The following is a 14,735-nucleotide window of genomic DNA, read 5'->3' as shown; positions in this document are numbered from 1 at the left end:
TCAATTTCGGCGCGTTACGCCTTTTGTTCAATTCGCGTTAAAATTTGTTCATAGCCGTCTTGCAAGTTTCCTAGATTTCGTCTAAATAAATCTTTATCAAATCGCTCTCCAGTCTTCGCATCCCATAATCGGCATGTATCTGGGGAGATTTCATCCGCTAGTAAAATGGCACCATCTGCTGTTACGCCAAATTCTAGCTTGAAGTCAACGAGCTTTACCCCGATTCCTGCAAAGAAAGTCGTGAGCGCATCATTCACTACGATCGCCTTCACTTTCAAAATGTCTACTTGTTCTTTCGTCGCTGCTTGCAAAATCGCAATATGATCCTCTGTGACAAGGGGGTCACCTAGATCGTCATCTTTGTAGTAAAACTCGACTAACGGTTTTTCTAACGGTGTGCCCTCCTCGATTCCGATCCGTTTCGCCAAGCTACCGGCGATCACGTTTCGGACGACCACTTCAAGGGGGATAATCGTCACCTGATGGATGAGCTGTTCCGTTTCTGATAAGCGTTTGACGAAATGAGAGTCGACTCCCTGTTCCTTGAGATAGGAGAAAATGAGCGAGGAGATTTCATTGTTCAATCGAGCTTTCCCTTCGATTGAAGCTTTCTTCTCCCCGTTGAAAGCGGTCGCGCTATTTTTATACTCGACCCAAAGGAGCCCTTCTTCGTCGGTCCGATAAATTTTCTTTGCCTTACCTTCATATAAAAGGTCATGCTTTTCCATAATTTCACCTTCTTTGGAAGATTGGGAATCATTGAAAAAGGGCAGCTACCTGCCCCTTTATTCGTTTGTTAAGCCGAGACGCTCAAAGATCGTGTCCACATGTTTTAAATGGTGGTTGTAGTCAAAGCATGCTTCTATTTCTTCAGGTGATAAAACAGACGTAATCCGTTCCTCTTGCTCAACCAATTCACGGAACTGAACGCCTTTTTCCCACGCTTCCATTGCCTTCGGTTGGACAAGATCGTATGCTTCTTCCCGTACCATCCCTTTGTCGATCAAAGAAAGCAACACTCTTTGCGAGTAGATAAGACCATACGTACGTGTCATATTACGCTTCATGTTTTCAGGGAATACGGTTAAGTTTTTCACGATGTTTCCGAATCGGTTTAACATGTAATTAATAGCAATCGTCGCATCTGGTAAAATGATCCGTTCAGCAGAGGAATGGGAAATGTCCCGCTCATGCCAAAGGGGAACATTTTCATAGGCCGCAAGCATATGGCCGCGGACGACACGGGCGATCCCTGTCATATTTTCAGATCCAATCGGATTGCGCTTGTGTGGCATAGCCGATGACCCTTTTTGTCCCTTCGCAAAATATTCCTCTACTTCTCTCGTTTCAGATTTTTGCAACCCGCGAATTTCAACAGCGAACTTCTCAATCGAAGTGGCGATAAGGGCCAACGTCGCCATATATTCTGCATGGCGATCCCGTTGAAGTGTTTGCGTTGAAATTGGAGCCCGCTCAAGACCTAGCTTTTCGCAAACATACTGCTCTACAAATGGATCAATGTTTGCGTACGTTCCGACCGCTCCTGAAAGCTTACCAACACGAACGCCTTCTGCTGCAAGACGAAAACGCTCAAGGTTGCGCTTCATTTCTTCATACCAGAGAGCGAGCTTTAACCCGAACGTAGTAGGCTCTGCGTGAACGCCATGTGTCCGTCCCATCATTACCGTATACTTGTGCTCTAATGCCTTCTCTTTTAAGATGTCAAGAAATCTGACAAGATCGGCCTCAATAATTTCATTTGCTTGCTTCAGCAAGTAGGATAGCGCTGTATCTACGACATCTGTTGACGTTAACCCATAATGAACCCATTTTCTCTCTTCTCCTAGCGTTTCGGATACTGCACGGGTAAACGCCACCACATCGTGGCGAGTTTCCTGCTCAATTTCCAAAATTCGCTCCACATCAAAGCTGGCATGTTCGCGGATTTTCTTTACGTCCTCTTTCGGAATCTCTCCAAGCTCCGCCCATGCTTCACAGGCAACAATCTCTACTTCTAGCCATGCCTGATAGCGATTTTCTTCTGTCCAAATTGCTCCCATCTCAGGACGAGTATACCGTTCAATCATTGATTTACAGCCTCCACTCCAAATTTGTCGTTTCTACGAGCCTATTTTAGCACAAGCCTTTTCTTGGATCTGTCCTACCCGGTCAATGGCTCTGTTCAGATCATCAGCAAGGACGGTGATATGCCCCATTTTTCTTTTTTCTTTGGCTTCCGCCTTTCCATAAAGGTGGAGTTTCGCATCCTTCATCTCACTGATTTCATTCAAGACACCAGGTAAGTGCTCTCCTAATAAATTCCCCATCACAACTGGTTTATACAGTCCTACATGACCTAGAGGCCAACCACAGATGGCACGAACGTGCTGTTCAAACTGTGATGTTTCGCAGGCTTCAATCGTGTAGTGTCCCGAATTGTGCGGGCGCGGGGCAAGTTCGTTAATATAAATGTCCCCACTCGTTGTGACGAACATTTCCACGGCGAGCGTACCGATTAAATTTAGCCCTTCCGCTAAGCGAATCGCAAGCTGCTCGGCTTTATCTCTCAGATCATCCCCAATCCTTGCTGGAACAATCGACTGGTGAAGAATATTCGCCTCGTGAATGTTTTCCGCTACCGGGAATGTTTTCGTGTCATTTCGCTCGTTTCGGGCGACGATCACAGAGATTTCTTTGTCAAATGGTACCCAAGCCTCCAACACGAGTTCCCCAGCTAGCTTCAATTCATCGTAAGCGCTTTTGAGCTCATCGACCGTACGAACAACCCGTTGGCCTTTGCCATCATAGCCACCCCGGCACGTTTTTAACACGGCTGGAAAGCCAATTGTTTGTGCCAGTTCGATAAAATCAGGCGCTTCGTTTACATATTTGTACGGTGCGACAGGTAAACCGAGAGTAGTTATGGTCTCTTTTTCGACCGCCCGATGCTGAGTGACTCGCAACAAGTTCGCCCCTTGCGGTAAGCAGCCTTTTTGTTCAATATAATTGGCTACGTCTAAGTTCACATTTTCAAACTCATATGTGACCACATCTGATACACTGACGAGTTTTTTCGCAGCTTCCATGTCATCGTACGCGGCTTCAATCACCACATCAGCCACTTGGGCACATGGCCCATCTGGATTAGGGTCCAGCACGGCGATGCGATAGCCCATCGCTCGAGCTGCTAGCGCCATCATCCGTCCTAGCTGACCGCCACCAAGGATACCTATCGTCTTTCCAGGTTCAATGATCGTCATAGCGATTCACTACTTTCCAGCACAGCTTGTTCCACTTTTTCACGGCGCAGGCGAACTCGCTCAGCCACTTGATGATCAAAGGCACCGATCATTTGCGCCGCCAGTAGCCCCGCGTTTGTGGCTCCAGCTTTTCCAATCGCAACGGTCGCAACCGGAACACCGCCCGGCATTTGTACGATTGAAAGTAATGAGTCAAGCCCGTTCAGTGCCTTTGATTGAACCGGCACCCCAATGACAGGAACGACCGTTTTGGCCGCTACCATCCCTGGAAGATGAGCAGCTCCTCCAGCACCTGCGATAATCACCTTCAACCCGCGTTCCTGTGCGGTTTCTGCATATTGAAACATTAAATCAGGTGTACGGTGGGCTGACACGACTTTTTTTTCGTACGGTACCTCTAATTCTTCGAGTATTTCACATGCGTGCTGCATCGTCTCCCAATCGGATGTACTTCCCATGATGACGCCAACGACTGGCTCCATGACTAACCCTCCTGTATTCTCCCTTGAAATAAAAATAGCGCAGGACAAGCGAATTCCTTAGAGAAAGATCGCTCATTCCGCGCTTTTTGAACATAAAAAAGAACGCAACCTACTAACTTGGTCGGCACGCCTTTATTCAAAAGCAGAAGATCCAAAATCTTTCCCCATAGTCCGCCGATTTACGGTCAGCAGGTAGAAACTTTTGGGCCATATTCCCAAGATTATATGAGGTACTTTATATAAAGAACGTTTTTCGTAATTTAACTCAATGTACGTTAATCTTACAGGCAAATGCTTATCTTGTCAACAAAACTCGAACAATATTTGTTTTCTATATATCAATGTTCGTTTTTACTTCAATTGCCCTTCAAAAACAATTTGCTGGCGGACAGGGGCGTACTCCTTGTTGCCACCTATGCTTTTCTCCTCAAAAACGGGCTTTTCCATTCGTCTAATAGGTACATATCCCGCCTTTTCCATTCGCGCCAAGCATTCGGCAATCGTTTCATGCTCACCGACTTCAAATCGCTGCTTCTTCTTTTTTGTCATCGTTACCTCCGAATCCCTTTGACCCAAAATCCGCCAAAGAATGTTTTCGGCTCATGGGAAATAATAAATGCTTTTGGATCCAGCTTTTTAATCGTGGCATACAAGTCAGCTTCCGATTTACGAGAGGTGAGGATCTCCATCATGAGCCGCTCTCCTTCCCGCCCATAGGCAACCCAGTTTGTCACTCCGTAGCCTTTATCACGCAACGTATTCGGAATGTCCGGCTCATACTCCTTCGTAATCACATTGACCGTAATATAACCGAGGGCTAGCTTCTCTTCCACCTTCATCCCAGTGATTACACCGATTCCATAGCCGACCGCATACGCGATTAAATTTTCAATACGATCCAAGTTGTCCAGCACAAGGCTTAATCCAAGTACGTAAACAATAATCTCAATCATACTAACAGTAGCCGCTAGATAACGTTGATTTTTTAAGGTGAAAATCATTCGCACTGTAAAAAGGGTGACATACACGACATTGATAATGAGAATAATCAAGATCATCGTCAGCGCATGCTCCATGAAAAAAGAAACCATCCCGCATCCCTCATTTTCATTAGAAAATCTTGTCCTCTTGCGTAAGCTTACGTTTTACTTTCCTTAACGTACGGCTTGCCGATCGGGCAAGAAATTCAAAATTCTCGTAAAGGATAGCACGTTTCCCTTTCGTTTGAAAAGAGAAACATGCGAGATTCCCTCTTCAAAAAATGACTTTTTTTGCTAAAGTTGAAAAAGAGATAGCATCGGTACAGTTAAAAAGCAAAACATCAGAAACAAGGTATGGTGAGGTGGGCATCTATGAGGAGTTAATCGCCAAAATCGAGTGGTAGGATGAAAAGAGGATGACCAAGAAAAACAAGGTTATCCTCTTTATTCATCCAACTTCGGGGTGAATCGGGCTTTTCCTTCGAAAACAGCTTCATAGTTCGTTGCTGCTTGTAATGCTTCTTCTTCCGTATGGATTCGTATGTAAAGCACAATGGCATTAAGTAGGGAAAATAGAAACGCTGTCATATAAGCTTTAAAGAATAGAGGGAGCATAGCAATCTCAATAATGACGACCGCATAATTCGGATGCTTGATGTAACGATACGGACCACTTGCGATCACATTCGCATCGGGTAGAATCATGATTCTTGTGTTCCAAAATCGACCGAGTGAGGATAACGCCCATAGCCGTAAGATTTGCGCAAAAAGAAACCATGCAAAGGGAATCGCCGACCAAAGATCGAATGCGACACCTTTAATCGTCACCTCCGTTATTAACGACACAAAAAAGAAGCCATGAAGCAGTACTAAATATTTGTAATGTGTCTGTCCAACCTCATATCCCCCTTTTGACCGGATCCATTTAGCATTTTGATTCGCTAATCCCACTTCCACCAGCCGTTGCACAATGACTAAGCTAATGAATGCATACACCCATATCATCAATGAACCGCCTCCCATTGTATAAGCACTAATTCAGAGCAGAACCCTGGCCCTAGTGCTGCCATTAATCCATATTGTCCAGGATCTCTCGTATCCTTCATAAATTTTTCAAGAACGTACAATACCGTAGGGGATGACATGTTACCATGATGGCGTAAAATGTCACGGGAATACTCCGTCATCTCGTCTGAAAAGGACAGCGCTTCTTCATAAGCTTCCAACACCTTTCGTCCTCCTGGGTGGGCGATAAAAGCCTCAATTTGTTCCAAGGACAGTCGATACGTCTCCAAAAAGCGCTCCACATTAGGCCTGAGCCAGTGGCGAATAATGTTCGGAATATCTCGGGAAAACACGACATGGAGGCCTGTATCCTTCACATCCCAGCCCATCACTTGTTCCGAATCTGGCATGAGTGTAGAAGAGGAGCCTAGGATTAATGGCCGCGTTGGCATTTTCATCCGCCCAAGAACGTCAGATTCATCGCCGCTCACTAGGGCACACGCAACACCATCAGAAAAAAGGGATGCTCCAATTAAATTGCTTTTGGTCCGATCTTGGCGTTGAAACGTGAGACTGCAAAGCTCGACACAAACGACGAGTACATTCGCTCGCGGAAACGCGCGGCAATATTCATAGGCCCGGCTCATCCCAGCAGCTCCACCGGCACAACCGAGTCCCCACATTGGGACCCGTTTCGTATGAGGAGAGAATGGTAGCTCATTCATCATTCTTGCTTCAATGCTTGGGGTAGCCATCCCAGAGCTCGACACAAAGACAATCGTATCGATTTCCTCCTCCGCTACTGGCTTTTTCAAAAAAACGTTCGATTGGAGACACTGACGAACGACCTCTACACTAAACATCGTTGCCAGCTTTATGTAGGTATCATTTTTTTCTTGTAGAGAATGATCCTGACGAAACCAATCGAGAGGAACAGCAAACTGTCGCTCTTCGATTTGCCCGTTCGAAAATGATTTTAATAAGCGCTCAATGTCACGAAAATCTTCTTGAAACAGCTCCTTCGCAAATTCAGTCGTTGTCTCTTGTTTCAATAAATAAGGGGGCGGATAGCTGCTCACCGATACAATCGACGCCATTTTTGGTCACCTACCTCTGAGGTACATCATACCGGTTATGATTTCCAAAATGAGGCACATCATGCAAAAAACGCATGACTTTTTGTCATGCGTTTGCTAGCTTTTTGCTAAATGCCTTTTTCCAAGCATCTGCTAATTCCGGTAATTGACTCATTCGTCTAAGCTGCTCTTTATTGATGTCCTTTGGATAATACAATTGGTTGACCTCTAGAACAGTCGGGTGACCCTCGACACGATCGACGAGAGAAAAGGTATCCCCTACACGCACATTTCCTTCTTCAAGAACACGTAAGTAAAAGCCACTCCATCCCGTTTCTTGAATCCATAACGGAAATTTTGTCACCCCATGCTTTACATTTAACTTAAAGCACGGCATGCGCGGCTGGCTCACTTGTACGAGAGCCTCTCCCACTCGGAACGTATCACCAATATGAGCTTGCTCTTCCGTCAGCGCGATAACTGTCAAATTCTCACCGAATGCAGCAGGCCCCAAGCTTCCACCGAGCTTATCCCCCCAATAAGAATAATGATCAAGCGGATAGACGCAAACAGCTTTATCTACACCGCCGTGATTGATCAAATCGGCCTGCTGATCTCCTTCGACGCCTGTTTTCATAAGCTTGACGGGACCCGTAACCGGCTCCTTAAAGATGCTTGTGGTGACTTCCTTCCCTTTGTAATCAACGGTTTTTGGCAACCCCACCTGAATGGACTGGATCGAGTATGTCATCGGTATTCTCAGACTCCTGTCTATCGTTCTTTTGTCCAGAATACCAACTCTCGCCTTTTTCTTCAATTATTTTCATTAATTGCACCTTCGTTCGCTTAAAGGCAGGCATGCGTGATGTTGGATCAAGCTCTGGTGCGACAACATGGTTGATCGATACAGAACCAGCCCAATGGAACGGCACGAACACAGTATCTTCGCGAATTCCTTCTGACTGCCTTGCTTTCAATTTTGCCTCGCCATAAGGAGAACGAACCATTACCCAATCCTCATCTTGAATTTGATAAGAAGAGGCTGTTTCTGGATGGAGAAGAACGAATGGTTCGGGCTCTTTGGACAATAACGCATCGCTCCGCCTCGTTTGTGTGCCCGACAAGTATTGAGTAAGAACACGGCCCGTTGTGAGCAATAAGGGGTACTCACCGTTTTCCGAATCGACTGGGCAGTGCACAGAACCAAACTGCGCCCGTCCATTCTCTGTATAAAAGCGGTCTTCGAACAATCGGCCCGTTCCTTCATGCTCTTTTGTAGGACATGGCCAAAGGACACCTTCCCCTTTGATTTTCTCATAGGAGAGTCCGCTGTAATCCGCTTTTCCCCCTTTAGAGGCAAGGCAAAGCTCATTGAAAATCTCCTCGGGGGAGGAAAATTGAAAGCCATGAGATCGGTCTAACGCCTCGGCTAATTCACAGAGAATTTGCCAGTCATGCTTCGCTTTTCCAAAAGGCGGTTTTGAACCTGGACGATGGACCACACGCCCTTCAAAGTTTGTCATCGTACCTTCATCTTCTAAATAAGAGGTTGTCGGCAAAATGATATCTGCATACTCTGCTGTTTCTGAGATAAACATATCGACTACAACTAGTACATCCAATCGAGACAATGCTCGCTTCACTAAGTTTTCATGAGGACTTGAGAGGACTGGGTTAGACCCCATAATAAACATTCCGCGAACGTCCTGCTGGTCAATCTTTTGAAACAATTCAAACGCAGAAACGCCTTTTCGCGGGATATCCTTTTCCTCGACATTCCATACCGACGCAATATAGGCTCGATCTTCAGGCGATTCGATGGAACGATACCCTGGAAGCTGATCCGCTTTTTGCCCATGCTCTCGACCACCTTGCCCATTTCCTTGACCCGTTACAGCACCATAGCCACAAGCATAGCGACCGATCTTCCCAGTCGCCAATAAAATGTGGAGGAATTGTCTGACATCAGCGGTTCCAGTTGCTTGCTGTTCTACCCCGCGTGCCGTAAAGATCATGCCTGTTTGTGCTTCGCCAAAACGAATCGCTGCTTCACGAATTTGCTCCTCTGGAACGCCTGCTGCAAGAGCAAGCTCCGCCAATGCTATCTCTTGCAGCTCCGACTTCACTTGCTCAAACCCATTCGTTCGTGCTTCAATAAACGTACGATCGATCAGTTCCTCCTCGATCAATACTTTGAACATCCCCGCAGCAATCGCCCCATCGGTGCCGGGCTTTGGTTTCAAATGCAAGTTCGCGATTTTCGTTGTCCCCGTTTCCCGAGGATCGAGAACGATAATAAACGCTCCGTTCTTTTTCGCTCGACGGAGATACGGCATTAGTGTAGGTTGGCATTCTGCAAGATTTGTCCCTGCTAACACGATGCACTCGGCATCCTCGACTTCCCGCAGTTCATTTGTGAGGCCGCGATCCACACCAAACGTCAAATTGGCAGCCGCGGCCGCTGAGCTCATGCAGTAACGTCCATTGTAATCAATGTAACGTGTCCCTAAGGCTAATCTAGCAAACTTCCCTAATAGGTAGGCTTCTTCATTCGTAAGAGAGCCTCCGCCAAAGACACCTACAGCATCTTGTCCATAGCTTTTTTGCAGACGCTTGAATCGTTCTGCGATAAGCCCAAGGGCTACCTCCCAAGATGTTTCCACAAACGCACCGCCTGTCTTGACCAACGGCTGGCGAATGCGTTCACGATGAACCGTATGTTGATGGGCATGAACTCCCTTAATACAAAGCCTACCTTCAGATGTAGGGTCCTGTTTATTTGGGATTGCTTTAAAGCGGCTCGTTGCCACTAGCTTTTCCTCAGTTAGTGTCATAGAGCATTGGACACTGCAAAACGGACACCTTGTATCGTACCTAGCTTCCTTCCCTTGTTGTTTTTGTTTTTCACGGAAAAACTGAATCATCTCTTCCAACGCAAGACGCCCCTTTTTCAATCAGGTTTACATATGCACGTATACCTTCCCATCAGTCACTGTCGTCTTGAAAGTCGTTACACAGCCTTCATCCGGATATTGAACCATTCCGTCCTGTAACGATATTTTCCAATCATGAAGTGGGCAAAAAACATGTTCTCCTGATACAATTCCTTCCGCAAGTGGTCCCCCTTTGTGAGGGCACTTGTTTTGAATGGCTTTGATTTGTCCACTCTCTAATTTAAACACGGCCATTTTCACGCCATCAATCGAGATATCTCTCCCTAACTTCACTGGGAAATCGTCTACATTACCAATAAAATACGTTTTTGTTGATGCTTGAACGTTCATCTTTTGACCCCCTTATTCACTAGTGACTACCGCTACTTTTTCCTCAAACAACGTTTCTTTCAAAGAAGGATCGTTGTTAATTTCCTCCCACGGATCTGTAAGCACAGATAAAGCCTCATCCATCCGCTCGTTGAGTACTTTACGGTTTTCTGGATGCTCAAGGAGAGTTTCTTTAATATAATCCAGTCCCACTCGCTCAACCCAATGAGACGTACGCTCTAAATAGCGAGCTTCTTCGCGATATAATTGTAGGAAAGCGCCGATGATTTCAAGTACTTCTTCACTTGTTTTCACACGGCACATCAGATCGCCGAGACGAAGACTGGCACCACCATTACCACCAACATAAATTTCCCAAGCTCCTTCAACGCCGACAATGCCTACATCTTTGATTCCAGATTCTGCACAGTTTCGCGGACATGCTGATACGGCCATTTTCACTTTATGAGGTGTATTCAACCGCTCGAATTTTTTCTCGATCGCAATCCCGAGACCGATGGAATCCTGCGTGCCAAAACGGCAGAAATCTTCACCGACACACGTCTTGACTGTACGGAGTGCTTTCCCGTACGCATAGCCAGAAGGCATATCGAGCTCTTTCCAGACGCTTGGAACGTCTTCTTTTTTCACACCGAGTAAGTCAATCCGTTGCCCCCCAGTAATCTTTAGGAGAGGGACGTTAAATTTTTCCGCTACATCCGCAATCCGTCTTAATTCATCAGGATTGGTAACGCCACCGTACATTCGCGGAACGACTGAGTACGTTCCATCTTTTTGGATATTGGCATGGAGGCGCTCATTGACAAACCGAGATTCACGCTCATCCTCGTGCTCAAGAGGATGTACCATCGCAAGGTAATAATTGATCGCCGGTCGGCACTTTGAACAGCCATGCTCTTCCTTCCAACCAAGTACATTCATCACTTCCCGTGTATGGGTGAGACCTTTTTCGCGAATCGCTGCAACGACTTCTTCATGAGAAAGGTCTGTACAGCCACACATTGTTTCTTTTTCATTCGCCGTTTCTCCTAACTCTTCCGCGAGAAGGTCAGCGATCATCGGCTTACACGTTCCACATGAGCGACCTGCTGTCGTACATGCGCCTACATCGGCAACACTTGCACAGCCTTGGGTTTTGATCGCATCGATAATAGCACCCTTCGACACCCCGTTACAGCCGCATACTTGATCTTCGTTGCTTAACATGGAGACTGCCGAGACACCGTCATCCGCTGATCCTACATGAGAGCGTAGAAGCTGCATCGGTGACCCTTCAAAAGGTACCCCTTTTATAATTTGATTGAGGAGAATGGTGCTTTCGCTCGTATCCCCAACTAAAATCGAGCCGACAATTTTGTCTCCACGTGTGACGATCTTTTTATAGATCCCGGCAAACTCATCAAGCATGCTGACAGACTTGGCATCATCTTGCTCTTGGAATTCTCCAACTGAAAACACTTGTACTCCGGATACCTTTAACTTCGAGTATAAAACGGATCCTTCGTACTTCTCATCCTTGTTATCCATTAATGCATTGGCCAAAATTTTCCCTTGCTCCCATAATGGAGCTACAAGACCGTATACCATCCCGCGATGCTCGGCACATTCTCCGACAGCATAGACATCTGGATCGCTCGTTTGCATGTAGTCATCTACGACAATTCCGCGATTAACCTCAATCCCACTAGCAGACGCAACTTCATGGTTCGGACGAATCCCAACGGCCATGACAACAAGGTCTGCCCTTGTTTCCGTACCATCCTTAAATTTGACACGTTCAACGCGGCCTTTTCCAATGATAGCCTCTGTCTGTTTTTCTAACAAAAACTTCATTCCTTGATTTTCTAGCTCTGTGCGTAAAATGTTTGCAGCGGTTCGGTCAAGTTGGCGCTCCATTAAATAATCAAAAATATGAACGACTTCTACTTCCATCCCTAGGTTTAGCAACCCTCTTGCTGCTTCAATCCCTAGCAACCCACCACCGATGACAACCGCCTTTTTATAATTTTTAGCCGTTTCGATCATCGTTTCACAGTCTTCAATGTTTCGAAAGGCAATGACCCCTTCTAAATCACTTCCTGGTAGTGGAAGCATAAAAGGGTGGGAGCCAGTTGCCAAAATTACTTTATCATAAGCAATTTTTTGTCCTTTATCTGTCAAAACAACTTTCTTTTTACGATCTAATTTTGTTACTTTCTCAGAACGGTATAACGCCACATCGTTTTCGCGATACCAATCCAATGAGTTTAGCTCAATGTCCTCCATGTTCGCTTCACTTGCGAGAACAGACGAAAGGAGAATTCGGTTATAGTTTACGTGGGGCTCTTCTCCAACTACTGTTACTTCATACCGTTCGTGTCCGCCTCTTTCAAAAAGTTCTTCGACGGTTCGAATTCCTGCCATCCCGTTTCCGACAACTACTAACTTTTCTTTCATACAGCGTCTCCCCCTTTTAATCCTGTTTGTTATAACACTTTCTTTTGTACGACCACGGATTCTTCCGCCTCGCTAACTTCTGCTTCTTGGACAGCCTGTTCATCAACTGAAGATAGAGCGTATTCGCTAGCGAATGAATTCTCCGGTTCCTCTAGCCAGAAGTAACATATGACAAAGCTTGCAAGGGCTCCTCCAGCTAGGATGAAGAAGAACTGCTGTGGTGTGACGAACGTGTATAACGTTAAGTAAATCGTCGCCCCTACATTTCCGTAAGCTCCAGCCATTCCAGCAACCTGACCGGTCATTCTCTTTTTAATCATTGGAATGACAGCGAATGTAGCTCCCTCAGCACCTTGAATAAAGACCGATGTAAACACGGTGATTAAGATGGCGACCACTAGTGGCCAGTTTGAATCCATGAATCCCATTCCAACTAGGCCAATCGTAATACCTGCCATATAGACGAGCATGATGTTTCGGCGACTGCCCATCCGATCTGAAAGTATTCCGCCTAACGGTCTAGCAAACAAGTTAATAAAGGCAAACGATGAAGCAATTAACCCTGCTTGGCCGGGGGTTAAAGAAAATGTTAACTGAAAGAACATCGGTAACATGGAGATAATCGCTAACTCCGCACCAAAGTTCGCAAAGTACGTACTGTTTAGTGCGGCCACATTTTTAAATGAGTACCGATCATCTTCAGGGATCCCTTTTTTGAGTAATGGAACATTGACTTTTAAAATTGTGTAAACCTGATAAACAAGGGCGACAGCTAATACGAGATAGATGGTGTATAGAATGGTTTCAGAAAGGAAGCCCATCCCTTCTAATCTCCAAGCCAATACCCCTAGAGCCGCGTGCAATGGTATCGTCCAAACAATGAGCCAAATCAAGTCTTTCCAGCTACTCACTTCCATTGCACCTGTACGTTTAGCTCGAACAAAAGTTTTTCCCTCTGGAGTGTCCCGCACGAACAGATAGTAAATCACTCCATAGATCAAACAGACAACGCCGGTAAATGCCATTGCGTAGCGCCAACCTTCTGGTCCACCGAACATAGTAATCGCAAACCAAGGTAACACCATAGCCGCTACAGCTGAACCGAAGTTTCCCCAACCGCCATAAATACCTTCCGCAAATCCGACATCTTTCGGTGGAAACCACTCTGCCACCATTCGAATCCCTACGACAAAACTTGCACCAATGCTACTTAACAACAGTCGTGAAATCATTAATTGGGTCCACGTATCACCAAATGCGAACATAAACGCTGGGATTGCCATTAAAACTAACAAACTAGAGTAGACAATTCTTGGCCCAAACCTGTCTAACAGCATCCCAATAATTAATCTGGCTGGAATCGTCAACGCAACGTTAATAATGGCTAAAGCCGCTATGTGCTCACGCGTTAGCCAATCCATTGATTCCATCATTGTCGTCGCTAACGGAGCCATATTAAACCAAGTAAAAAAAGAGATGAAGAATGCGATCCACGTAAGGTGCAATATTTTTATTCGCTCATTTCGAAAGCGAAAAATTTCAACCAGACTCATTGCGCGCCCCCTTTACTTTTCGATGTCATTTTGTCATAAAAATCTGATTATTATAATTAGTTTGGGAGGATATCTTACAGACTTTTTCAATACAGGGTTATCATTGAAAACGGTTACTACATTGCAGTAACAGCATTCACTCTTCAAATGAGTTAGAAGAGTTTTCGACAATAAATTAGCTCGTGTTTGAATGCTTAAATAAGGGGAAATGATAGTTGAAAATTTACGAAATCCGCAGCAAGTTGGATTAGAATGGGAATATTAAATAAGTAGAAATTAGTAGTATATAACTATATGGCCTTTAATCGGATCGGACTTTTCGCTCTTTTTTAATAATAAAACACAGTTCATATTCCGATTAAAGATCTTATTCACGCTCTTCAGCACACCTTTTTCCTTTGATGACCGGCGCGCTTTTTTGTCAGCTACGCTCGTTCCTCCTGTCACGTATGTTGATATACGCTCAGTCCGTCTCTCCCTTGCTTCCGCAAATCTCTTGGTCCTCCTTGTAGAAACGATTTTACTTTTTGACAATCGAGTAGGAGGGGGTGACGAACCCCCGACCTCTCACACCACCGTACGTACGGTTCCGTATACGGCGGTTTCACTTAAGTCCAACGTCTTGTTTGATACCTCTCGGCTAGACTCATGAGACCTTG

Annotated in this window: 13 protein-coding genes and 1 riboswitch; all 13 genes read right to left on the bottom strand. The window is 45.5% G+C overall.

The genetic code is table 11. The features are described from left to right. Nucleotides 1-14 precede the first annotated feature (14 nt). The 13 genes from purC to E2L07_RS14310 all read right to left on the bottom strand — a co-directional run bounded on the left by purC (nucleotide 15) and on the right by E2L07_RS14310 (nucleotide 14,076). Entirely contained in the window at nucleotides 15-728 is a 714-nt protein-coding gene (gene purC / locus E2L07_RS14370; protein WP_134229902.1) for a phosphoribosylaminoimidazolesuccinocarboxamide synthase, read from the bottom strand. Between the two features lie 57 nt (nucleotides 729-785). Continuing rightward, on the bottom strand, nucleotides 786-2,087 hold the full coding sequence (purB, locus tag E2L07_RS14365) for an adenylosuccinate lyase (protein ID WP_010896801.1): 1,302 nt from the start codon (nucleotides 2,085-2,087) through the stop codon (nucleotides 786-788). A 33-nt stretch (nucleotides 2,088-2,120) separates the two neighbouring features. Next, entirely contained in the window at nucleotides 2,121-3,260 is a 1,140-nt protein-coding gene (purK, locus tag E2L07_RS14360; RefSeq protein WP_134229901.1) for a 5-(carboxyamino)imidazole ribonucleotide synthase, read from the bottom strand. Beyond that, nucleotides 3,257-3,742 carry a 5-(carboxyamino)imidazole ribonucleotide mutase gene (gene purE, locus E2L07_RS14355; RefSeq protein ID WP_010896799.1) on the bottom strand — a complete coding sequence of 162 codons (486 nt, stop codon included), beginning with the start codon at nucleotides 3,740-3,742 and terminating at the stop codon, nucleotides 3,257-3,259. The genes purK and purE overlap by 4 nt, the downstream gene beginning before the upstream one ends. Before the next feature lie 147 nt (nucleotides 3,743-3,889). After that, a riboswitch (purine riboswitch) is annotated at nucleotides 3,890-3,991 on the bottom strand. Between the two features lie 102 nt (nucleotides 3,992-4,093). After that, nucleotides 4,094-4,291: an NETI motif-containing protein gene (locus E2L07_RS14350; RefSeq protein WP_134229900.1), complete on the bottom strand. Its 198-nt coding sequence runs from the start codon at nucleotides 4,289-4,291 to the stop codon at nucleotides 4,094-4,096. Nucleotides 4,292-4,293: 2 nt separating this feature from the next. Continuing rightward, nucleotides 4,294-4,833, bottom strand: coding sequence for a DUF2179 domain-containing protein (locus tag E2L07_RS14345; RefSeq protein WP_010896797.1), 540 nt, complete (start codon nucleotides 4,831-4,833; stop codon nucleotides 4,294-4,296). Between the two features lie 333 nt (nucleotides 4,834-5,166). Continuing rightward, the gene (locus E2L07_RS14340; protein ID WP_134229913.1) at nucleotides 5,167-5,727 is read right to left on the bottom strand and encodes an isoprenylcysteine carboxyl methyltransferase family protein; all 561 of its coding nucleotides are present in this window, start codon (nucleotides 5,725-5,727) and stop codon (nucleotides 5,167-5,169) included. Then, complete coding sequence (locus E2L07_RS14335; protein WP_134229899.1) at nucleotides 5,727-6,824, bottom strand: type III polyketide synthase; 1,098 nt, start codon at nucleotides 6,822-6,824, stop codon at nucleotides 5,727-5,729. The genes E2L07_RS14340 and E2L07_RS14335 overlap by 1 nt, the downstream gene beginning before the upstream one ends. Nucleotides 6,825-6,909: 85 nt before the next feature. Continuing rightward, a complete protein-coding gene (locus tag E2L07_RS14330) occupies nucleotides 6,910-7,554 on the bottom strand; it encodes an MOSC domain-containing protein (RefSeq protein ID WP_134229898.1) in 645 nt (214 codons plus the stop codon). Further along, nucleotides 7,505-9,727 carry an assimilatory nitrate reductase catalytic subunit NasC gene (nasC, locus tag E2L07_RS14325; RefSeq protein WP_243854963.1) on the bottom strand — a complete coding sequence of 741 codons (2,223 nt, stop codon included), beginning with the start codon at nucleotides 9,725-9,727 and terminating at the stop codon, nucleotides 7,505-7,507. Before nasC ends, E2L07_RS14330 begins: the two co-directional genes overlap by 50 nt. A 36-nt stretch (nucleotides 9,728-9,763) precedes the next feature. Further along, on the bottom strand, nucleotides 9,764-10,087 hold the full coding sequence (nirD, locus tag E2L07_RS14320) for a nitrite reductase small subunit NirD (protein WP_053432403.1): 324 nt from the start codon (nucleotides 10,085-10,087) through the stop codon (nucleotides 9,764-9,766). A 12-nt stretch (nucleotides 10,088-10,099) separates the two neighbouring features. Next, on the bottom strand, nucleotides 10,100-12,523 hold the full coding sequence (nirB, locus tag E2L07_RS14315; protein WP_134229896.1) for a nitrite reductase large subunit NirB: 2,424 nt from the start codon (nucleotides 12,521-12,523) through the stop codon (nucleotides 10,100-10,102). A 29-nt stretch (nucleotides 12,524-12,552) separates the two neighbouring features. Continuing rightward, nucleotides 12,553-14,076 (bottom strand): NarK family nitrate/nitrite MFS transporter, encoded by a 1,524-nt coding sequence (locus E2L07_RS14310; protein ID WP_053432401.1) that lies wholly within the window; start codon nucleotides 14,074-14,076, stop codon nucleotides 12,553-12,555. Nucleotides 14,077-14,735 lie beyond the last annotated feature (659 nt).

Origin of the sequence: Halalkalibacterium halodurans (genome assembly GCF_004376175.1) — a bacterium.
Lineage (GTDB): Bacteria > Bacillota > Bacilli > Bacillales > Bacillaceae_D > Halalkalibacterium > Halalkalibacterium halodurans.
The sequence above is the reverse complement of the archived record's forward strand: the minus strand, read 5'-3'. Positions and strand labels throughout refer to the sequence as shown.

Bases quoted from the DNA above. Each gene is read 5' to 3' on its own strand.
- purK (WP_134229901.1), bottom strand. From the start codon at position 3,260: ATGACGATCATTGAACCTGGAAAGACGATAGGTATCCTTGGTGGCGGT.
- E2L07_RS14350 (WP_134229900.1), bottom strand. From the start codon at position 4,291: ATGACAAAAAAGAAGAAGCAGCGATTTGAAGTCGGTGAGCATGAAACG.
- nasC (WP_243854963.1), bottom strand. From the start codon at position 9,727: ATGATTCAGTTTTTCCGTGAAAAACAAAAACAACAAGGGAAGGAAGCT.
- purE (WP_010896799.1), bottom strand. From the start codon at position 3,742: ATGGAGCCAGTCGTTGGCGTCATCATGGGAAGTACATCCGATTGGGAG.
- nirD (WP_053432403.1), bottom strand. From the start codon at position 10,087: ATGAACGTTCAAGCATCAACAAAAACGTATTTTATTGGTAATGTAGAC.
- E2L07_RS14335 (WP_134229899.1), bottom strand. From the start codon at position 6,824: ATGGCGTCGATTGTATCGGTGAGCAGCTATCCGCCCCCTTATTTATTG.
- E2L07_RS14345 (WP_010896797.1), bottom strand. From the start codon at position 4,833: ATGGTTTCTTTTTTCATGGAGCATGCGCTGACGATGATCTTGATTATT.
- purC (WP_134229902.1), bottom strand. From the start codon at position 728: ATGGAAAAGCATGACCTTTTATATGAAGGTAAGGCAAAGAAAATTTAT.
- E2L07_RS14340 (WP_134229913.1), bottom strand. From the start codon at position 5,727: ATGATATGGGTGTATGCATTCATTAGCTTAGTCATTGTGCAACGGCTG.
- E2L07_RS14310 (WP_053432401.1), bottom strand. From the start codon at position 14,076: ATGAGTCTGGTTGAAATTTTTCGCTTTCGAAATGAGCGAATAAAAATA.
- nirB (WP_134229896.1), bottom strand. From the start codon at position 12,523: ATGAAAGAAAAGTTAGTAGTTGTCGGAAACGGGATGGCAGGAATTCGA.
- E2L07_RS14330 (WP_134229898.1), bottom strand. From the start codon at position 7,554: ATGACATACTCGATCCAGTCCATTCAGGTGGGGTTGCCAAAAACCGTT.
- purB (WP_010896801.1), bottom strand. From the start codon at position 2,087: ATGATTGAACGGTATACTCGTCCTGAGATGGGAGCAATTTGGACAGAA.